Genomic DNA, 20,302 nt, shown 5'->3' on the forward strand with positions numbered 1-20,302 from the left:
GGTCGGTCCGACCGCGACCGCCGCGATATCAGGGACGCGCCGTGTCGATTTCACCCGTTCTGTCATGCTCCGGCAGGGGCTCGCTCCCCATCTCCGCGGGCAGGCCGGCCGAGAGCGGGTGGGACCGGATCGCCGCGGCGAGCTCGCCCTCGATCCGGTCGAGGTAGACGCCCGTGGTCGCGATCGAGGCGTGGCCCAGCAGCTCGGCGATGACCTTGACGTCCCATCCCTGGGCGACGAGGAGAGTCGCGGTCGTGTGCCGCAGGGCGTGGGGCGTCGCGGCGCGCCGGTACTCGTCGGGCATGCGGGCGATGCACCGGTTGAGCAGCGCGCGGATCGCCTGGGCGTCGATGCGGCGGCCGCGCCAGGTGAGCAGGAGGGCTCGGGACGCGTCGTGGTCGCCGGGTCGCCGGGCGAGCAGCTGGGGACGCAGGCCGGCGAGGTACTCCTCGAGGGCTCGCGACAACGGTTCTGACAGGCTGACGGTGCGGACGGTGCCTCCCTTGCCCTTGATGCGCCAGCGCGTCTGGTCCGGCTCGCGCACGAAGTCGTCGACGTCCGCGCGCGCGACCTCCGAGACGCGCGGCCCGAGGATGAGCAGGAGCGCGATGATGAGGCGGTCGCGCAACGCGAGGTCGTGGTCGGCGCGGGGCGGAGGAGATGCGGCCGCCGGGCCCTGAGCCGCCGAGGGACCCGGCCCGCGGGGCTTGGTGCTCGCGGTGACCAGGAGCGCCTGGGCCGCCGTCGCCGAGAGCGCCGTCCGCGCGACGCGCAGGCCGCCGCGGAGCCTGGCCGGGGGAGAGGCCCACTGCATCGGGTCGGCCTGGACCCACCCGTCGCGCGCGGCGTGCGTGAAGAATCGGGAGATCGACTGCCGGAAGCGGTTCACGGTCGCGGCCGACCGCCCGGGCCCGTCGGGCTTGGTCCGGGGGTCTGCGTACCGGCCGTCGGGGGTGATCTGGTAGCGCAGGAGGAAGTCGTCGATGTCGTCGCCCGTGATGTCGTCGAGGATCGTCTCCGGCCCGGCGAGGGAGGCGAGCTCACGCAGGTCGCGCTCGTAGTTGCGTTGGGTCGTGGGGGAGAGGACCCCTCTGACCGTCTCGGCGGACACCGACGAGAGGTACGTGGCGACGGCCTCGGCGACGGTGACGCGACGTAGGCGGGGAGGTGCGACCACCGTGCGGCTCCTGGGAACGGGATGACATCGGACATCCGGAGCATAGGGTGCGCCACTGACACCTTCGAGGGGACCGGTGATCACGTCCGACCCTCAGAGCATGGTGTTGTGACAAACACAATGGTTTGTCTTGTATGTCCCAATTGAAGAAGGCTACCGCAGGTGGTGTCGTCGCGAAAGGGGTACGGGCGGTCGTCCTCAGGCGCCCGACGGCGCAGCGGCGGCCGCGTCGTCGTCTCGCCTGGGTCGGGCGCCCAGCAGGACGCCCGTGCCCGAGGGGGACCGGTCGCGTGCCGGGCTGAGCCACAACCGATAGATCCACCAGGGGGCTGCGAGGATCACGACGGTCGCGCTGAGCGCAGCCGCCAGGGCCGCCACGGCGAGCGTCGCCACCAGGAGCATCGCCACGAGGATCGCACGCGCGCCCTGGAGCGCTACCCGTCGGCCGGTCGGCACCAGAGGGATTCTGGACGAGGTCGACGGCTCGGTGATGCTCGGTCCATCGTGTTGCGTCGCCACGAACGGTCCTGAGCTCATCGTCGACTCCAGAGGCTGCTGGCGCCGCCGCTCGACGCCCTTGCGAAGGAGAGAGTCGGTGGTGCGCGCTCCTGATGCGCCCGACGCGGCCGACGGGCTCGATCCGCGCATTCTGGGGCGCACAGGGGGCCCTCGATGGCCGCCCGTGCGCCCGAGAGGGGTGGCCCCGTTCGGCCATAATGACATAATGTACATTATCGGCGTTGTACGGTGGGGGTCGAGAGGGGGTAGAAGGGGCGTCGTTCCAACGATCTGCGGACGGGACCGTTAGTCACCGATCAGGTGCAGCTCCGTGGTCGCGTCGACGGCGCACCGCTCGGCTAGGCCGACGACCTCGTCGACGATGCGTGCAGCGGCCCCGGATGCCGCGCCGTCGACGGATCGCAGCTCGGCGACGAGCTGATCCACCTCCGACGACGTCAGCACGAGATCTCCGTACGGGTCGATCTTCGCCAGCAACGGCCGCCCGCTCGCTGCGGCACGCCGGACGAGCTCGCCCTCGGTGTCGCAGGTGGCCGCCAAGGTCCTCAGTGTGCGACGACGAGAGCTCGTGCCTCGCTGCGAGACGGCGACCAGCAGGATGTCGAGGGGCATGGTGAGCATCCTGCCAGACGGCTCCGGGCGCCGCGGCCAGGAGATCCCCGCCCCGCCACTCCCCCGGGTTTCACGCCGTGAACCAGCATCCTCGCAGGTCAGAGGCCATTTATGGGACTCTGACCTGCGAGGTGACCACGTGGCGTCTCCTGCCGTCGGTCAGCCGACCGCCCGCTTCACGAGCTCAGCGATCGTCGCCTCGTTCTCCTTCGTCAGCTCCGTGAGGGCGTACGCGACGGGCCACAGCGTGCCGTCGTCGAGCTGGGCCACGTCGTTGAAGCCGAAGGTCGGGTAGCGTGCGCCGAACTTCTCCGCAGGCTGGAAGAAGCACAGGATCTTGCCGTCCTTGGCCCACCCGGGCATCCCGTACCAGGTCTTCGGTGCGAGCGAGGGCGCGTGCTCCGCGACGAGCTCGTGGAGCCGAGAAGCCATGGAGCGATCCGGTTCGGACAGCTCCGCGATCTTCTCGAGCTGGGCCTTCTCCGCCTCGGCCCGGTTCGCGGACGCCTTGAGCTCCTTGGCGCGCTCCTTCATCGCCGCACGTTCCTCGGCCGAGAACCCCTCGTAGGCCTTGCTGCTCTTGGCGGTCTTCGCGGTGCCGGTCATCATGGTTCCCCTTCTCGGTGGGCCTGTCGTCAGGAACGACGTTACTGAGGGCGTGCGCGAGACGCTTCTCCAGAACTGCTCGATCCCGACAGCCGGCGAGCCTGATCAACTCCCAGAGAATGTCACCGTGTCGTCGGAATTCTCCGAGCGATCCTCGGCTCGAGGATCGCTCGGAGAATTCCATCGGGTGCGGCACGAAGACCCCCGACAATGTCGGCTGAGGTTCGCACCGGATTTGTCGGCGCCCCTGTCGGGCCATGCCGGGATTCACTGGAGGTCTTTGCACCTTTCGTTGTGCAGCATTCCTCGGCACATTGCCGTGGTCAACCGCGCGTTCGACGTGCTAGCGTCACGGTGATCGTGATCCGTCAGAAGGAGGTGAGACCCGTGAACGCAGTATCCGTACCGGGCGCTCCCCCGCAGCCCACGATCGCGCGACTGAGCTAGTCGCCATCGGGAGCGCTCGCCAGGCACTTCGCGAAAGGCGACTCCCATGAACATCTCACCTGATTCCTCCCCAGCACCCGACTCCTCGAACAGTGATCAGAGCGTGCCGCCGTTCCCTGTCGGCGAACGGGCACTCGTCCTCGGCGGCGGCGGGTCCACAGGTAACGCCTGGCTGATCGGCGTCGTCGCCGGTTTGTTCGAGGCCGGGCTCGACGTGACAGCAGCGGACCTCACCGTCGGGACGTCGGCCGGCTCGACCGCCGCCGCCCAGCTGGCCGGCGCGCCCCCGACCGAGCTGCTCGCCGCGATCCTTGCGGCTGCTCCCCCGCGTCCGAACGGCGCCCCCGGTGGAGACCGAGGACGTGCCGCGAACCGAGCGGTCGGGGACCACCTTGAGCGGATGAAAGCTCTCATCGCCTCCGCCGGCGACGCTGCTGACCTGCGAAGAAAGGTGGGCACCGCAGCGCTCGACCGAGAAGCCGCGTCGGACGGGTCCTGGCGCGCTCAGTGGCGCGCCACCGTCGCTTCTCGGCTCCCGAGTCAGCACTGGCCGCAGCGAAAGGTGCTCCTCACGGCCGTCGACGCCGAGTCCGGTGAGCCGGTCGTGTTCGACCACCTCAGCGGGGTCGACCTGGCGGACGCCGTGGCCGCGAGCTGTTCGAGCGGCCTGCCCTACAGGATCGGCGACCGTCGCTACATCGACGGCGGCTACCGGCGCAACGAGAACGCCGACCTTGCCGCCGGGTACACACGGGTGCTGGTGCTCTCACCGTTCGGCGGCCGGTCGTTCACGCCGCCGGCTTGGGGTCTGCAGCTCACCGCGCAGGTGGACGAGCTCCGGGCGCTGGGCAGCGAGGTGGAGACGATCTTCCCGGACAGCGCTTCCGAGCACCTGTTCGGCGCGAACGCGATGGACCTGTCTCTGCGCCCCCTGGCCGCTCGAGCCGGACATGCCCAAGGAATGGCCCTGGCCGACGCGCTGATCGCCTTCTGGCGCTGAATCCCTGAGGGCTCTTGCCTCTTTCCCGTCGGTCGCGCGGCACGCAACCGCGCCGCGCGACCGACGGGAAAAGGGAGAAACACTCCGAGGCTCACGTCAATCGTTCGGTCAGGTGGACGGTGACGGTATCTCCGACGTCTTTCCCGAGCTTCTTGCGCAGCTTGGCGCTGATCGAGAGCATGTGGCCACCTGACCCGGTCGGCATCAGCCCGGCCGTCAGGTCGTGGCCGTCCACCGTCGCGACCACTTTCACGGCCTTGCCGGTTGCCAACAGCTCGACCGAGTCGGGAACCTCGACGCACGACCACACGTCGCCGCGCACGGTCACTCCGATCGGAGCGGAGAACGAGACGTCCATCGGACCTGGAGAGCTGCTCACCGGGTGACTCCTTCGTCGATCGTCAGCACCGCTCCTCCAGCAGCGCCCTGGTGCTCGACACTATCGAGCGGCAAGGACGGGCTGCTCGGCACACGCCGCAGGTCAGCTCGGTCTGCACGCCGACCGCCCCCGACCCGCGTGCGCGGTCGAGACGGGCGAGGGGGCACGGGCTGCTGCATCGACCAACCACGAGATGTCTTGATGTCGACAGACTTCGTCAGGAAGCCCTGAGAGCGTCGGTGCCAGATCTGCCTCCGGTGCGATCTGCGCAGTTCGCCGTTCGATGAACGATGCCCGTTTTGCCCCTGGATGCGACTACCCCGTGAGTTCTATACCCACGGGGCGCAGGTCTCTCGCCCCGGCAGAATCGTTGATATTCCGCCCTTTCTGCGGGCCACCCGCAGGGCGTCGCGCGCCCCGTGGGCACACCACGGGCACTAGCCAGGCGAGACTGCGCGCAGTCTCGCGGACTCCAGGGCGACCGCGACGCCGTCGAGATCGTTGTCGAAGAGGTCCGCATACACGTCGAGCGTCATGCTCGCGGAGGCGTGTCCCAGCATGCGCTGGACCGCCTTGACGTTCGCCCCGGCCGACACGGCGAGGCTCGCCGCGGTGTGGCGCAGGTCGTGCGGGGTCAGGTGGTCGTCGATGCCCGCGTCGCGAGCCGCGCGCCAGAACCATCCGGTGCCGGACTTCGAGCGCTTGAGGTAGTCGCCGCGGTCGCCGTGGAAGACGACGTCGTCGCGCCCCTTGCCCTCGCACGCCGCGGCGAGGCGCATGGACAGGAACGCCGGGAACGGGACCGAGCGTCGCTCGTGCGTCTTGGGGGTGCCGATCACGATGTCCGAGCCGACCTCGACCGCGTTCTGGTTGACGCGCAGCCGGTGCCGGAGCATGTCGAGGTCCCTGACGCGCAGGCCCGCGGCCTCGCCCCAGCGCAGCCCGCAGTACGCGAAGACGAGGACCAGGGTCTCGTGCCGTCCGGCGGCCGCGGCCAGCGCCGCGACCTGCTGGTGGTCGAGGTAGGTGTGCTCGCGCCGGACCTTGCGCGGCAGGTTCACGCCGCGGGCGGGGTTCGTCAGGATCCTGCGGTCGTCGACCGCGTCGTCGAGCAAGGACGCCAGGGCGCCGTGGGCTCGCGCGACCGTCGTGGGGCTGTAGGCGGCGCTCAGCTCGGAGACCCACGCCTGGACAGCGGTGCGCCGGATCTCGGCGACCGGGACGCTCCCCCACCGGGGCGTGACGTGCAGGCGCCACGAGCTCTCGATCGCTCGGGCGGTCGACGGCTTGAGGTGCGTCTGGCGCTGGAGCCACGCTCCCCCGAGCTCGAGGACCGTCGACCGGGCCGCCGCGGGGTCGATGAACTCGCCGCGCAGCATCGAGACCTCGAGCGAGGACGCGAAGGCCTCGGCGCTCCGCTTGGTCTTGAAGCCCCGCTTCTTGGTCTGCTTACGTTCGGGGGTGCGGTAGCGAACCATGTACCGCCGTCCGGCGGTCGTCTCGTAGGCCTCAACGGTCGCCATGATCGACCGCCCGCCGCTCGCCGTCTCCCTGGTGCCTCACACGACGAACCGTACCGCGATCGTGGCATTGACGACTATCCGGACAGGCCAGCCGTGATCCCCGGGTGGCCTGTCCGCATCACCTCGGCGCACCGGTCAGGGCCTGGCGTCGAGGAGGATTCCTCGCCCATCTCTCAGCCAGGGCAAGGTGTCGCGCACCTGGGAGCCGCCCTGGCGTGGCCTCGCCGGAGCAACGTCACACCCCGATTCGGCGCTTGAAGTTGCGCCCGCCCTCGAAAACCGGAAACCTGGTCGGTGGTCTCGCGGGAGTGCGTGTCCCACCCGATGCGCACGGTCTGCTGGGCAGCCTCGACGGGTGGGTTCGGCGCGCCTCCTGCTTCACCGGACCTTCACGTCCGACCGGAACACTCGCAGCCGGCCGGACGTTGACCCCCATAGACAACCCTGCCGCTACCCCTTGGAGGACACCATGGCCGACCGGTCCCTACGTGGAATGAGCATCGGCGCGAAGAGCATGGAGTCCGACGCGGGCGTCGACTTCGCCCCCCGCTTCCAGGCTCACTACGACTGCCCCAACGGGCACACGATCATCCTGCCGTTCTCGACCGAGGCCGAGGTGCCGGCGGTCTGGGAGTGTCGTTGTGGCGAGGAGGCCCTCCTGCGTGACGCAGAGCGCCCCGAGCCCAAGGCCGGCAAGCCTGCCCGCACCCACTGGGACATGCTGCTGGAGCGTCGCACCATCAAGGAGCTCGAAGAGCTGCTCGACGAGCGCCTCGGCCTCCTGCGTGCCGGCAAGCTGCGTCGCAGCGCCTGATCGACTGCCTCGAAGGGCCCGGAACTCCTCGGAGTTCCGGGCCCTTCGTCGTTCCATCGTCCGGCGTGCGCCGTGTTGTCAGAGGTGGCCCGGGCTCGAGCCCGGGCCACCTCTGACAACGGAGCGCTTCTGACGCTGTGCTCGTCACGGTCACCTTCGCGTGCGCTCCCAGTACCCACCGCACCTCGTGCACGCGCTGCCTGCCCGACGGCGTCACCGCCCCGGGCGCGTGCCGCCGTCGGGCACGAGCTTCCTCCCGCGGAGCAGCCCGACCGACCCGACGCGCACCTACCGGCGCGCGGTCTTCTTCGCCGCCGGTCGCTTGGTGCCGCCCTTGACGCTCGCTGCCGGCGCGCGCCGGACGTGGGCCGCGACTCCGGCGACCACGAGCAGGACCGTCAGTCCCCCGGCGATCCACCCGGGCCAGTAGCCCGCGCGCACGGCCGGGGTCAGCGAGTCACGCAGGGGAAGCGTGGCGATCAGCTGGTCGGGCGTGAAGAGCTCGGTGCTCTGCAGCAGGGCCCCGTTGGGGGCGATGATGCCGCTGACGCCGACCGTCGAGATCTGCACGGTCGCGCGACCGGTCTCGATCGCTCGCAGGCGCGACATGGCCAGCTGCTGGGTCGACTCGGCGCTGTACCCGAACGACGCGTTGTTGGTCGGGACGACGAGGAGCTCGGCACCGGCGTTCACGGCGTCGCGGATCAGCTCCTCGTACGCCACCTCGAAGCAGATGACGTTGCCGAGCCGCACGGTACGCCCGAGCCGCTCCGAGGGCAGGTCGATCACGGCGACCTCGTCGCCCGCGATCATGTCGGTGCTCACCCGGTCGACCTGGTCGGAGAAGATCCGCACGAAGCTGCGCATCGGGATGTACTCGCCGAACGGGGCGGGGTGCTGCTTGGCGTACCGGTCGACGACCCCCTCGCCGGGAACCCAGAGCAGCGACACGTTGTACCGCCCGCCGGTCTCGGGGAACTCCTGGGCGCCCACGAGGATCGGTGCGCCGACGGCGCTCGCGGCCTCGTCGATGTCGGCGGCGACGTCGGGCGTGGTCTGGGGGTCCAGGTCGGAGCCGTTCTCGGGCCACAGGACCACGTCCAGCTCGCCGGGCTCGACCTCGTCGAGCAGCGCGAGGGTCCCGTCGACGTGGTTCTGCAGCACCACTCCACGGTTGGCGAAGGACCCGAGCCCTGGTTCGTCGACGTTGCCCTGGACGGCGCCGATCGCGAGCGTCCCGGTCTCGGCGCGCACGTCGAGCGGGACGACGAGCCCGACCCCCAGCAGCACGGCCGCGGTCGCGAGCGAGCACAGGGCGGGGAAGACCTTGAGGCGGCGCGACTCGAGCAGGAACACGGCCAGCAGGACACCGATCGCGGCCGTGAGCAGCGAGACGAGCAGTCCCCCTCCGAGCCAGGCCGTGCGCCCCAGCAGGGAGTCGACCTGGGAGAACGCGAGCCGGCCCCAGGGGAACCCGCCGAAGGGGAACTCCGAGCGCCACTGCTCGACCGCGACCCACAGGACCGAGAACGTCACGACCTGCCAGGCCAGGTTGCGGCCGACGAACCCGATGCGTCGCACCCACGTCCACATCGCGCCCAGCAGCGCCAGGAACACCGACTCCAGGACGCTCAGGGCGAGCCACGGGACGGTGTCGGTCGCGATCTGCGCCCACTGGATGTGCGGGAGGAAGAAGGCCAGGCCCCAGACGAACCCGACCAGGGCGTTCCACCAGGCGCCGTCGCGGCGCAGGGCAAGGAAGAAGGCGGCGACGCCCACGAAGGCGAGGGGCCACCACCCGCGGTCGGGAAAGGCGGCGTTGGTCAGGAGGCCGCCACCGGCGGCGAGAAGGATCAGCAGCCAGCGGCTCGGCTCACGGGTCGACACCCGTGCAGACTACGCCACGCACCTGCAGGTCAGGCGGTGGATGTGGGCCGACCCGCGCGTCCTTCGGACCACGTCGCACCGCCACCGGTGAGGCCGTGTTGTCTACTGAACGCGCGGGTCGAGCCGATGCGCATCAGGGCGCACGGGGAGAACGGTGAGATGGTGGCTCGCTCCCCCGCGGCGCTGAAGGCCGGAACACGTCAACGAACTTACCGGTCCTCACGGTGGTGTCAATCCGAGCGGGCGCCTGCGGGACGGCGGACCGCCCCGCAGGCCCGCGAGGGCGTCGGAGGGCTCAGTCGAACGTGTCGAACAGCACGACGCCGTCGCGCACCGTCTGCAGGCACGTCGGGTCGGGGGCGCCGTCGGTCAGATCCGGCAGCAGGGGGGTGCCGGAGCGCGCGTCGGTGCTCCACGAGGAGACCGTGGTGCCTGTGCCCTGGACCGCGAGGTGCTCGGCACGCCACACCGCGAGGTGGGCCGGGGACCCCACGCGCAGCTGACCCGCACCCGTATGGTCCTGGCCGGCGATGCGCCAGCCGCCGCGGGTGTGCGCCCGGAACGCCGCCCGGGCGGAGATGCGCTGGTCGGGGTCCGCGTGGGACATCGCGGCACGGACGGCCGACCACGGGTCCAGGGGCGTCACCGGCGAGTCGGACCCGAACGCGAGCGGCACCCCGGCCCCCGCGAGGTCGGCGAACGGGGACAGGCCCGCGACGCGCGTGGGACCCAGCCGTGAGGCGTACATGCCGTCCGGGCCGCCCCACGCGGAGTCGAACACCGGCTGGATGCTCAACGACACCCCGAACAGCAGGAGCGTGGACAGCGCGTTGGTGTCGACGAACAGGGCGTGCTCGACACGGTGCGCGGCCCGGCGGTGCGCCGCGGCCCCGTCCGCGTCGGCCGCCGCACGCAGCCCCACCAGGAACGCGTCCATGGCCCGGTCGCCGATGACGTGGAACCCGCCCTGGGTGCCGGCCGCGGCGACCGCGGACAGGTGCGCCGCGATCTGCTCGGCGCTCAGGTACTGGTTGCCGCGCCCGTCGGGACCGGCCTCCCCCGGTGCCCCCGTCAGGTCGGAGTACCGGTGCCGCAGGGCAGCGGTGCGCGAGCCGAGCGACCCGTCGACGTTCAGGTCGCCCGCGATGCCCGCGAGCCCAGGCAGGTCCGCGAGCAGCGCACGGGCGTCGTCGGGTGTGGTGCACAGCTCGCCACGGTAGGCGACCAGGTGCGGCAGGGCGCCCGCCGGGTCGGCGGTGAGCGCCATGAGCTCGCGCAGCCCCTCGCGCGTGTCGATCGAGGGCGCGCTGTTCTCGTGCAGGGACACGATGCCCCGGCGCGCGGCCGCGTCCAGGGCCGTGCGGTACAGGGCCGTGCGACGCTCGGGGCTCAGGTCGCGCGCGGCGTCCCGGGCGCTGTGGTGCGCGTCCTCGGTGACCCACCCGGTCTCGGTCCACCCGCGCTGCCCCTCGAGCCCGGCCGCGCGGGCGAGGGAGGTCGAGACGACCGCGGAGTGCACGTCGACCCGGGCCGCGTACACGAGCGCTCCCCCGCAGGCCGCGTCGAGCTCCTCGCGCGTGGGCGCCCGGTGCTCGGGCCACTCCTGCTCGTCCCACCCGAACGCGAGGAGCACCTCGTCGGCCTGGGCCGCCGGCCGCGCGGCGACCGCGGCGTGCAGGGCCTCGAGCGCGCCCGCCAGGGACGTGACACCGGCGCTCGCGGACAGGTCCACCCCGGCCAGGGCCAGGCCCGTCTCCAGGACGTGGACGTGGGAGTCGACGAACCCGGGCGCCACGAGGGCCCCGTCGAGGTCGATGACCCGGTCGGCGCGGGCGGCGAGCCCGGCGGCCGTGTCGTTCGCGCCGATCCAGGTGATCACCCCGCCGTCGACGAGCATCGCCTCGGCGAAGGGGTCGGTCGAGGAATGAATGACACCGTTGCGGTACAGGGTGGAGGCCACGAAACCACACGATAGGCCACCCGGCGCCCCTCGCGCCTCGTCGAGGGGCGCTCGCGGCCCGCGTGACGCCAAGGTCACACGCTCGAGTAGGCCACGACCCCTCGCCGGACGGCCTCGATCGCACGGATCGCGGTCTTGCGCATCGCGGGCGTGGGGGCCGCGGTCGCGAGCTGGTCGAGCACGTCGATGATCTGCTTGCACCAGCGCACGAAGTCGCCCGCGGCGAGCTCGGACCCGCGCAGGACGGCGTCGAGGCTGCGGCCGTTGGCCCACCGGTGGACCGCCGCGACGAGCCCCAGGTCGAGCGTGCCGCTCGCGTCGATGTGGTGCGCCTCCTCGAGGTCGTCGACCTCGGACCACACCACGACCGTGCCGTCGAGGGCGCGGGCGAGCTTGCCGTCGGGCCCGCCGGGGACGTAGGGCTCTCCCGGTTCCTCGCGGCGGGCGGAGAACACCAGGGTCGAGACGACCGCGGCGAGCCCGGCGGGGTCCAGCTCGTCCCAGACGCCGCGGCGCAGGCACTCGGCCAGGAGGAGGTCGTTCTCGGCGTAGAGCCGGCGCAGCCAGTTGCCCGCGTCGGTGACCTTGACCTCGGGGGCGGGCCGGCGCCCGGTCCCGGGGCGGGTCGCGACGGCCTGGTCCGGGCCGACGGCCCCGGTGTCCACCGTGCCGCCGGGGGCATCGCGGTCGAGGGGGCCCCCGCCCGCCGGGTGCGTGTCGACCTCGAGGTACCCGAGCCGGGTCAGGATGTCGCAGATGCGGTCGAAGACCCGGGCGATCGACCCGGTGCGCCCCTCGACGCGGCGGACCAGGGCGTCGTGCTCCTTCTTGAGCTTGGCCCACCGTTCGGCCCAGCGGGCGTGGTCCTCCCGCTCGGGGCAGTCGTGGCACGGGTGTGCGCGCAGGGCGGCCCGCAGGCGCGTGAGCTCCTTGTCGTCGGCCGCGGCGGACCGTACCCGCGGACCGCCGCCGCGCGCCGGGGCACCGGGGACGTCGACGAACGCGCCGAGCGCGTTGCGCAGCGACGACGCGAGGTCGCGGCGGGCCGCGGGCACGCGCGGGTTGAACGTCTTGGGGATGCGGACCTTGCCGACCGTGCGGATGCCCGAGGGGGCGTCGGCGACCGTGAGCTTCTTGACCTGCTTGTCCTCGGTCAGGACCGTGGGGCGCGGGCCGTCGAACCCGCCGTCCTTGCCGGGGTCGAGGACCACGACGTAGCCGGCGCGGCGCCCCGAGGGCAGCTCGACGACGTCCCCGACGCGCAGGTTCTCGAAGTCCGCGACCACCTGGGCGCGGCGGGCCCGCTGCGCGGACTTCGACAGGTCCGCCTCGCGGGTCGCGATCGCGCGCCGGAGCCGGGCGTACTCGGAGAAGTCCCCGCGGTCGCACGTCATGGCTTGGGCGTAGCCCTCGAGGGCCTCGGCGTGGGCCTGGGCCTGCTTGGCCAGGCCCACCACGCCGCGGTCGGCCTGGAACTGGGCGAACGACGTCTCCAGGACGTCGCGGGCGCGCTCGCGCCCGACCTGCGCCACGAGGTTGACGGCCATGTTGTAGGTGGGCCGGAACGAGGACTTGAGCGGGTACAGGCGCTTGGACGCCAGGCCAGCGAGGGCCACGGGGTCCAGCCCTGGATGGTCGACGACGACGGCGTGCCCCTCGACGTCGATGCCCCGGCGCCCGGCACGCCCCGTGAGCTGGGTGTACTCCCCGGGGGTCATGTCGACGTGGGAGGTGCCGTCCCACTTGACGAGCTTCTCGAGCACGACCGAGCGGGCGGGCATGTTGATGCCCAGGGCCAGGGTCTCGGTCGCGAACACGACCTTGACCAGGCCGCGGCTGAACAGGTCCTCGACGATCTCCTTGAAGATGGGCAGCATCCCGGCGTGGTGGGCCGCGATGCCGCGCGCGAGCGACTCGCTCCAGGTCCAGTACCCCAGGACGTCGAGGTCCTCGGCGGGCAGTGTCGCGCTGCGCTCCTCGACCACGGCACGGATCTGCGCCTCCTGGGCGGGTGTGGTCAGGCGCAGGCCCGCGGCCAGGCACTGGGTCACCGCGGCCTCGCACCCGGCCCGCGAGAAGATGAAGAAGATCGCGGGCAGCAGCCCGTCGGCGTCCAGGGCGTCGACGACCGCGAACCGTGGCGGCGTCCGGCGCCCCGACCCCTCCCGGTTCCCGTAGCCGCCCGACCCGCCAGGACGCCCGCCCCGGCCACGGTATCCGCGGTCGCCGCGTCCCCCGCCACGCCCCGGGTACCCGCCGTCGCGCGCCCCGCTGCGGAACGCCGCGAGCAGGTCCGGGTTGATGGGCGGGTTGACCCCGGGGTCCGTCGGGTCCACGTGCCCTGCGTACAGGTCGATCAGCTCGGCCCCCGTGCCCGGGCGCAGCGCCTCTCCCGGGGTGCGCGACCGGTCGCGCGAGCCCACCAGGACGTGCTGCCACAACGGGACCGGTCGGCGCTCGCTGACGATCACGGCGGTGTCGCCGCGGACCATCTCGAGCCAGTCGCCGAACTCCTCGGCGTTGGACACGGTCGCGGAGAGCGACACGAGCTGGACGTCGTCGGAGAGGTGGATGATGACCTCTTCCCAGACGGGTCCGCGGAACCGGTCGGCGAGGTAGTGGACCTCGTCCATGACGACGAACGCGAGCCCGTCGAGGGCGCGCGAGCCCGCGTAGAGCATGTTGCGCAGGACCTCGGTCGTCATGACGACGATCGGGGCGTCTCCGTTGATCGACGTGTCGCCTGTCAGGAGCCCGACCTGGTCGGCGCCGTGGCGGCGCGCGAGGTCGGCGTACTTCTGGTTGGACAGGGCCTTGATGGGCGTGGTGTAGAAGGCCTTGCGTCCCCCCGCCAGGGCCAGGTGCACCGCGAACTCCCCCACGACGGTCTTGCCCGCACCCGTGGGTGCTGCCACGAGCACGCCGCGCCCCTCCTCGAGGGCCTGGCAGGCGCGGACCTGGAAGTCGTCGAACGGGAAGCCGACGACCTCACGGAAGGCGGCGAGCTGGGTGCGGGAGGCTGCCTGGAGCGCGCGCGATGCCGCGTAGCGTTCCGCGGGGCTCTGGGTCTCGTCGGTCCCGGCGGAGCGGGGTGCTGCGGTCATGCCTCCACCCTACGGTCCGCCGGTGACGGGGCCGCGCCAGGCGCCGCCGACGACGCTCGAGCGACGGCGGCGTCCCCCGAGCCCGGAGGCCCCGGCCTGGCGCCTCGGTCAGCCCGGCGTGATGGTGTGGTCGCGGGGGTCGAGGACCAGGAGCGCGCCGGGGACGACCGTGACGCGCACGGGCAGGCGAGAGATCCGTTCCCCGTCCGCGAACGCGGGCGGGGGTGGACCGCCGGCGTCGGTGGCCTCCAGGACGACCGAGCGTGCCTGGTAGAGGTCGACGGCCGGGTGGTGCACGTGCTTGCCGCGGTACATGCCCGGGAAGACGCGGGCCACGCCGAGGCGCGTCAGGGGGCCCGCGGTCACGAGGTCGAGCAGGCCGTCGTCGATCGAGGCGTCCGGGGCGACCCGGACGCCGCCGCCGAAGCGCGGCCCGTTGGCCACGGCGACCACGGTCCCGGGCGACTCCCACACGAAGGGGTGCGTGGCGTCGTCGGGCGTCCGGGGTGCGCGCTCCCCCGGGGTCGCCGGGCCCGACGGCGAGGGGTGCGCGGTCGAGGCGGCCGTGCTCCCGGCGGGGTCGCCGGCGCCCGCGGTGTCCGAGGCGCCCGGCGCGCCGACGAGCTGTGCCGTGATGCGGTACCCGTAGGGGCGGAAGCGCGCGAGCTCGCTCGCGACGGCGCGCACGTACTTGGCGCTGCCGCGCGGCCAGGTCAGGGCGTTGGCGCGCGCGTTGACCGCGGCGTCGAGGCCCGCGGACAGGACGCCGCAGAACCAGCGCTCGCGCCCGGGCCGGGGGTCCAGGTGGGCGTCGAGAGGCTCGGCGCGGGCCGCGTCCACCCGGCGCGTCCCGCCCGTGCCGGCCGCGCGGGCTCCCAGGGCGTCGAGGAGCAGGGTGACCGCCGCGTCGACGGCGTGCACGGGCAGCCCGAGGGCCGAGGCGAAGTCGTTGCCCGTCCCGGCCGCGACGATCCCGAGCGGGACCCCGGTCCCGGCGACCGCGTTGACGCCGAGGTGGACCATGCCGTCCCCGCCCACGACGACGAGCGCGTCGAGCGGGCCGCCCGTGCCGCGGCCCGCGACCGCGTCGCGGGCGTTCCCGAGCGCGAGGGGTGCGTTGGGGGCGCTGAGGTCCAGGACGTCGTGCCCGGCCTGACGCAGGAGCTCGATCGTGCGGGCGCCGTCGCCCCGGCCGCGCCCACGGTCGGCCGTCGGGTTGACGACGACTCCGAGGCGGGCCGGGCGCGGTGGTGCCTCAGGCACCGGCGAGTGCTGCGGCGTTGCGCTTGTCCGTGCTGCGGTCGCGCAGGAACGCGATCCCGACGGCACCGAAGTACAGCAGGCAGATCGGCAGGGCCACGAGGATCATCGTGAGCGCGTCCGGGGTGGGGGTCATGACGGCCGCGAACACGAACGCGATGAGCACCGCCCAGCGCCACCCGGCGAACAGGGCCGTGGCCCGCACGAGCCCCGCGAAGTTCAGGGCGACCAGGACCACGGGCAGCACGAACGCGAGCCCGAAGGCCAGGACGAGTCGCATCACGAAGCTCAGGTAGCCCTGGGCGTCGGTGAGGTTGGTCGCGCCCTCCGGGACGAAGCCCGCCAGGATGTCGACCGCGTGCGGCAGGACCCACCACGCGAGGAACGCCCCGCCGAGGAACAGGGGCACCGATGCCCCCAGGAAGCCCATGGCGTAACGGCGTTCCTTCGACGTGAGCCCCGGGGTGATGAACGCCCACAGCTGGTACAGCCACCACGGGCACGACACGATGACCCCGAGGAACAGGGAGACCTTGATCTTCATGTCGAGCGCGGTCGCCATGCCCGAGAAGTTCAGGTTGATGACCTTGCCCTGCTCCGCGGCAGCCTTCTCGAGCGGGGCCTGCAACGCGTCCAGGAGCGGCTGGTACAGGAACCACCCCAGGATCGCGCCCGCGACCAGTCCGCACGAGACCAGGAAGAGTCGCTTGCGGATCTCGAGCAGGTGCTCGCGCAGCGGCATGCGACCTTCGGACGTCTTGGTCGAGCTGGACACGGGTCAGGCCTTGGGGGCGTCGTCATCCTTGACGGCAGGCTCCGCGGGCTTGTCGTCGTCGCGCAGGTCCTTGACCTCGCTCTTGAAGATCTTGAGCGACTGGCCGACGCTGCGGGCCAGGTCGGGAAGTCGCTTCGCCCCGAACAGGAGCAGGACGACGACGACAAGAACGATGATGTGCCAGGGCTTCAGCATGCCCATGAGATGGCTCCCTTGGAGTCGGACGCGAGTCTTGTTGTCGCAGATCCTACGCGTTGAATCGGCGCCAGCGGTCCCACGTCACTTTGTTGCGGGTCCTGCGCTGGGACCGGCGCTCGGCCCGCTCGGCGCGCAGCTCCTCCACGCGCTCGTGCAGCAGCACCGGGTCGTCGAACAGGGTGGGCGCGGTGCTGGGCTGCGCGGCCGCCACCGCCGCGGTCAGCTCGTCGGTGCGCCGGGCGAAGCGGTCCATGACCTGCGACGACTCCGACATCTGCCGCAGGAGCGCCTTGGCCTTGCGCCACAGGTCGCGCCCCAGGAAGAACGCGCCGACGAGCGTGCCGACGACCAGGACGGACCAGATGGTGAACCACATGCCGACCAGCCTAGTTCGCGGACGGCACGCTCGGGGCCGGGTCGGGCCCCTCGTCGACCGCGGACTCCCCGTACGCGGCCAGGGCGGCGCTCGCGGCCTGCGCGACGTCGTCGGCCACGGCCTGGGGCGTGACGGCCAGGACGTGGCGGGCGTGCTCGAGCAGGAGCCGGCGCAGCCACACGGGGTTCGTCACCCGCAACGACACCTCGAACGCGCCGCCGGGCAGGTTGCGGACCTTCTCCACCGGGACCTGCTCGGCGACCCAGCGCGCGGGGCTCGCGAACGTGATCGTGGCCAGGGGCGCGTCGCCCGTGGGCGTGAAGTCGACCTCGGTCGGCAGGTCGTGCTCGGCGGCGGGCACGTCGAGCTCGGTCGCGGCCAGGAGCCGGTCGAGGCGGAACGTGCGCTGACCCTGCGCGCGGTAGCACCACGCGAGGAGGTACGACCAGGCGTCCTGGGTGTGCAGGGCCACGGGGTCGATCTCCCGCTCGGAGACCACGTCGGCGCTCGTCACGTACCGCACGCGCAACCGGTGCCGGTTCGCCAGGGCCGAGGACACGGCCGCCACGACCGCGGGGTCGCCGTCGGTGGGCAGGCGCACGTCCAGGGCCGCCGCGGCCTCGCCCGTCGCGCCGGTCAGCTTGTCCAGCACCGAGGCGACGACGTCGGAGCGCGCCCGGTCCGAGCGGACCGCGCCCGTCTCCCCCATCGCGCGCAGCGCCGCGATGAGCGCGACCGCCTCACGCGTGCCCAGGCGCAGGGGCCGGGTCATGCCGCGCGCCTCGGTCAGGCGCACCACGCCGCGCTCGAGCGAGTCCGCGTCGAAGTCGATCAGGTCGTCGGGCCAGTACCCGGGGGTGCCGGACACCCACAGGGCGTCGACGTCCTCCACGATCTGACGGGTCGTGACCCCGAACCGGGACGCGAGCTCCTCGACGGGCACACCGCCCGCCCCGTCCAGATAGCTGACGATGCCCAGCAGGCGCACCAGCCGGTCGTCCGCACGCTCAGCCACGCTGCTCCTCGGTCGTCGTCGTGCTCGTCCCGTCCCGGTCGGTGGACCGGTCGGTCGGGGAAGGGGTCGGCACGCCCGCCGCGGCTCCGGCACCCAGGTGCACAGCGGACCCCAGGCGCGCGGCGGCGCGCAACCGGCGCACGACGGCGTCACGCAGCTCGGGCGGGCTCAGCACCACGACCGCGTCACCGTACCCCGCGATCTCGTCCGCGAACGTGTGCGCGTTCGTGTAGGCCACGTGCACGACGTCGCGCCCGTCCTGCCGGGGACCCGCCCCCTCGCCCGTGCCGTCCCCGTCGCTGCGCCCCCGCGCGCGCAGCGCCTCGGCCCGCTCCGGACCGATCGCCAGGCGCGCCTCGTGCTCGCTGCCCGCCCTCGCGCCCAGCAGCGCGTCGACGTCCACCCCCTCGGGGATGGCGAACGCCCCACCGCGCCCCAGCAGGCGCACCCTGCCCTCGATCCGGCTCAACCGGTACGCCCGCGGCGCACGGCGCTCGCGGTCGAAGCCCAGCAGGTACCAGCCGCCCCGGCGGGCCGCGATGCGCCACGGCTCGACCGTGCGCGTGAGCACCTCACCCGTGGACGCCGCCCGGTACGTGAACGACACCGCGCGCAGCGCCTCGATCGCGTCGAGCAGCGGGCCGTACGCGTCGCCCACGGCCCGCACCCGAGGGGCCAGGCCCGCGACCGCGTCGTTCGCGATCTCCCCCGCCCCCGCCGCCCGCAGCTTCGTCAGCGCCCGGGAGATGTCGGTCCGCAGCGTCTTGTCCTGCCAGAACTGGGCCGCCAGCGACAGGACACCGAACTCGGCCGGGGTCAGGTCCACCGCGGGCAGCGCGTACGCGTCCTGGTCGATCCGGTACCCCACGTCGTCGCTGTGGCCCCCGGCGTCGACCGTCACGATGGGGATCCCCAGGTCTCGCAAGGAGTCTTTGTCGCGCTCGAACATGCGCTCGAACGCCTCGGGCGAGGGCGCGTCGGCATACCCCGCCACGCTCGTGCGGATCTGCTGCTTCGTCATCGACACGCTCGTGTTCACGAGGGCGATCACGAGGTTCAACAGCCTCGTCGCAGGGTTGACTGGTTGGCTCGTCTGATCAGGCATCGGCACCCACGCTAACGAACGGTAGCCTCACCCGTGTGATGACGTGGCGATCTGCAAGGGTGATGTCGCGCGGCCGAGGCTGGCAGGGCGCGCAGGAACTGACCGTCGAGCTCGACGAACCGCTGCCCGCGACCGCGGGACCGGGCGCCCAGGAACGCCCCCGGACCGTGCGCGCGCTCGCCTACCCGCAGCTCGTGGGCGACCCCCAGGTCGGCGACCGCGTGCTCCTCAACGTCAGCGCCCTCGCCCGAGGGCTCGGCACCGGCGGGTACGCGCTCGTCGTCGCCCTGCCCGACGCGCTCCCCGCCGACCCGCCCGCAGGCCCCGGCCACCTCGTCAAGGCCCGCTACACCCCCCTGCAGGCCCTCGTCCTGGGCGTCGACGAGCAGGAGTCCCCCCACCACGACACCCTGCGCGACGCCGACGACCTCGCCGGCATGCCCGTCGTCGTGGCCGACCTGCACTCCGCGCTGCCCGCGATCGTCGCCGGAGCACGCCTCGCCGCAACCCAGGGCGGACGCCCCGCCCCCCGCATCGCCTACGTCATGACCGACGGCGGCGCCCTGCCCGCCGCGTTCTCCCGCACCGTCTCCGGACTCCGCGACGCCGGCTGGATCCACACCTGCCTCACCGTCGGACAGGCCTACGGAGGCGACCACGAAGCCGTCACCGTCCACACCGGCCTGCTCGCCGCCCGCCACGTCACCGGAGCCGACCTCACCATCGTCGCCCAAGGACCCGGCAACCTCGGCACCGGCACCCGCTGGGGCTTCTCCGGCGTCGCCGCCGGCGAAGCCCTCAACGCCGCCGCCACCCTCGGCGCCCTGCCCGTCGCCTCCCTGCGCGTCTCCGGCGCCGACCCCCGCGACCGCCACCTCGGCATCTCCCACCACTCCCTGACCGCCTACGGACGCGTGGCGCTCGCGGCCGCCGACGTCGTCGTGCCCCGCCCCACCGCGGAGGTCGAAGCCCTCCCCGGGTGGGGACCCGCGCTCACCGCACGCATCACCGAGCAGGCCGCCCGGCTCGCCGCCCCCCACGGGCCGCACCGACTCACCCACGCCGACGTCGACACCGCGCTCCTCGACGCGCTCCGCGCCACCCCCGTCGGCCTCTCCACCATGGGCCGGGGACTCGACGACGACCCCGCAGCCTTCCTCGCCGCCGCAGCAGCCGGCCTCCACGCCGAGAGGAACCGACCCGCATGAGCGACCGGACACGACTGGGGGGTGTCGTCGTCCTGATCGCTCTCGTCCTGGTCGGCGCCGCCGCCGGGTCCCCTTGGAGCTACGTACGCCCCGCATGGTTCCTGCCCCCCGACGACTCCGACGTCCCGCCCCCCGAAGCCCCCGCCCCGGTCGACGGTCCCACCTACGTCGACACCCTGCCACCAGGCCTCGACGACCGAGCCGTCGGGATGACCATCGGCGACTACACGACCTACCTCGGCCTCGCCGTCGCCGCGGTCCTGATCGTCGTCACGATCCTCTACCTGCGCCGCCGCAGCAACGAACCCGACGAACCCGGCGAGGCCCACCACGACCA

The 20,302-nt window shown here is 72.7% G+C and carries 19 protein-coding genes; 4 read left to right on the forward strand and 15 right to left on the reverse strand.

Annotated elements, in window-relative coordinates; all coding sequences use genetic code 11:
• Positions 1-28: 28 nt before the first annotated feature.
• The 4 genes from OERS_RS14770 to OERS_RS14785 form a co-directional block, all read right to left on the reverse strand.
• Positions 29-1,177 carry a tyrosine-type recombinase/integrase gene (locus tag OERS_RS14770; protein WP_082848657.1) on the reverse strand — a complete coding sequence of 383 codons (1,149 nt, stop codon included), beginning with the start codon at positions 1,175-1,177 and terminating at the stop codon, positions 29-31.
• 198 nt (positions 1,178-1,375) lie between these two features.
• Positions 1,376-1,633 carry a hypothetical protein gene (locus tag OERS_RS21210; RefSeq protein ID WP_139107860.1) on the reverse strand — a complete coding sequence of 86 codons (258 nt, stop codon included), beginning with the start codon at positions 1,631-1,633 and terminating at the stop codon, positions 1,376-1,378.
• A 348-nt stretch (positions 1,634-1,981) separates the two neighbouring features.
• Entirely contained in the window at positions 1,982-2,308 is a 327-nt protein-coding gene (locus OERS_RS14780; RefSeq protein ID WP_068626570.1) for a hypothetical protein, read from the reverse strand.
• A 159-nt stretch (positions 2,309-2,467) separates the two neighbouring features.
• A complete protein-coding gene (locus OERS_RS14785; RefSeq protein ID WP_322788304.1) occupies positions 2,468-2,917 on the reverse strand; it encodes an iron chaperone in 450 nt (149 codons plus the stop codon).
• Positions 2,918-3,407: 490 nt separating this feature from the next.
• Between OERS_RS14785 and OERS_RS14790 the strand changes: the two genes are divergently transcribed.
• Positions 3,408-4,361, forward strand: a complete 954-nt coding sequence (locus tag OERS_RS14790; protein ID WP_068626573.1) for a patatin-like phospholipase family protein — start codon at positions 3,408-3,410, stop codon at positions 4,359-4,361.
• A 91-nt stretch (positions 4,362-4,452) separates the two neighbouring features.
• On the opposite strand, the gene OERS_RS14795 is transcribed toward OERS_RS14790, so the two are convergent.
• The gene (locus tag OERS_RS14795) at positions 4,453-4,740 is read right to left on the reverse strand and encodes a DUF1905 domain-containing protein (protein WP_248948594.1); all 288 of its coding nucleotides are present in this window, start codon (positions 4,738-4,740) and stop codon (positions 4,453-4,455) included.
• A gap of 437 nt (positions 4,741-5,177) precedes the next feature.
• The gene (locus tag OERS_RS14800; protein ID WP_056651909.1) at positions 5,178-6,263 is read right to left on the reverse strand and encodes a tyrosine-type recombinase/integrase; all 1,086 of its coding nucleotides are present in this window, start codon (positions 6,261-6,263) and stop codon (positions 5,178-5,180) included.
• A gap of 469 nt (positions 6,264-6,732) precedes the next feature.
• On the opposite strand from OERS_RS14800, the gene OERS_RS14805 reads away from it, so the two are divergent.
• A complete protein-coding gene (locus OERS_RS14805; protein ID WP_030151331.1) occupies positions 6,733-7,077 on the forward strand; it encodes an RNA polymerase-binding protein RbpA in 345 nt (114 codons plus the stop codon).
• Positions 7,078-7,365: 288 nt separating this feature from the next.
• Here the strand turns inward: OERS_RS14805 and lnt are convergent, their stop codons facing one another.
• From lnt to OERS_RS14850, 9 genes are all read right to left on the reverse strand, one after another.
• Positions 7,366-8,964 (reverse strand): apolipoprotein N-acyltransferase, encoded by a 1,599-nt coding sequence (gene lnt, locus OERS_RS14810; protein ID WP_056651906.1) that lies wholly within the window; start codon positions 8,962-8,964, stop codon positions 7,366-7,368.
• Between the two features lie 295 nt (positions 8,965-9,259).
• Positions 9,260-10,924, reverse strand: a complete 1,665-nt coding sequence (locus tag OERS_RS14815; protein ID WP_068626578.1) for an amidohydrolase — start codon at positions 10,922-10,924, stop codon at positions 9,260-9,262.
• Between the two features lie 74 nt (positions 10,925-10,998).
• Positions 10,999-14,028, reverse strand: a complete 3,030-nt coding sequence (locus OERS_RS14820) for a DEAD/DEAH box helicase (protein WP_068626580.1) — start codon at positions 14,026-14,028, stop codon at positions 10,999-11,001.
• Positions 14,029-14,136: 108 nt separating this feature from the next.
• Positions 14,137-15,291 carry a diacylglycerol/lipid kinase family protein gene (locus tag OERS_RS14825; protein ID WP_068626582.1) on the reverse strand — a complete coding sequence of 385 codons (1,155 nt, stop codon included), beginning with the start codon at positions 15,289-15,291 and terminating at the stop codon, positions 14,137-14,139.
• Positions 15,284-16,030: a twin-arginine translocase subunit TatC gene (gene tatC, locus OERS_RS14830; RefSeq protein WP_056652289.1), complete on the reverse strand. Its 747-nt coding sequence runs from the start codon at positions 16,028-16,030 to the stop codon at positions 15,284-15,286. Before tatC ends, OERS_RS14825 begins: the two co-directional genes overlap by 8 nt.
• 36 nt (positions 16,031-16,066) lie before the next feature.
• A complete protein-coding gene (gene tatA, locus OERS_RS14835; RefSeq protein ID WP_036571710.1) occupies positions 16,067-16,264 on the reverse strand; it encodes a Sec-independent protein translocase subunit TatA in 198 nt (65 codons plus the stop codon).
• Between the two features lie 46 nt (positions 16,265-16,310).
• Positions 16,311-16,637 (reverse strand): hypothetical protein, encoded by a 327-nt coding sequence (locus OERS_RS14840; RefSeq protein ID WP_056651892.1) that lies wholly within the window; start codon positions 16,635-16,637, stop codon positions 16,311-16,313.
• Between the two features lie 10 nt (positions 16,638-16,647).
• Positions 16,648-17,652: a helix-turn-helix transcriptional regulator gene (locus tag OERS_RS14845; protein ID WP_068626584.1), complete on the reverse strand. Its 1,005-nt coding sequence runs from the start codon at positions 17,650-17,652 to the stop codon at positions 16,648-16,650.
• Positions 17,645-18,673, reverse strand: coding sequence for a helix-turn-helix transcriptional regulator (locus OERS_RS14850; protein WP_248948596.1), 1,029 nt, complete (start codon positions 18,671-18,673; stop codon positions 17,645-17,647). Before OERS_RS14850 ends, OERS_RS14845 begins: the two co-directional genes overlap by 8 nt.
• Before the next feature lie 119 nt (positions 18,674-18,792).
• Between OERS_RS14850 and OERS_RS14855 the strand changes: the two genes are divergently transcribed.
• Together OERS_RS14855 and OERS_RS14860 are read left to right on the forward strand one after the other, a co-directional pair.
• Positions 18,793-19,965 carry a DUF3866 family protein gene (locus tag OERS_RS14855; protein ID WP_068626587.1) on the forward strand — a complete coding sequence of 391 codons (1,173 nt, stop codon included), beginning with the start codon at positions 18,793-18,795 and terminating at the stop codon, positions 19,963-19,965.
• A partial coding sequence (locus tag OERS_RS14860) for a hypothetical protein (protein WP_211268490.1) occupies positions 19,962-20,302 on the forward strand: 341 nt, incomplete at its 3' end. The genes OERS_RS14855 and OERS_RS14860, both read left to right, overlap by 4 nt.

The organism is Oerskovia enterophila (assembly GCF_001692445.1).
GTDB classification, from domain to species: domain Bacteria; phylum Actinomycetota; class Actinomycetes; order Actinomycetales; family Cellulomonadaceae; genus Oerskovia; species Oerskovia enterophila.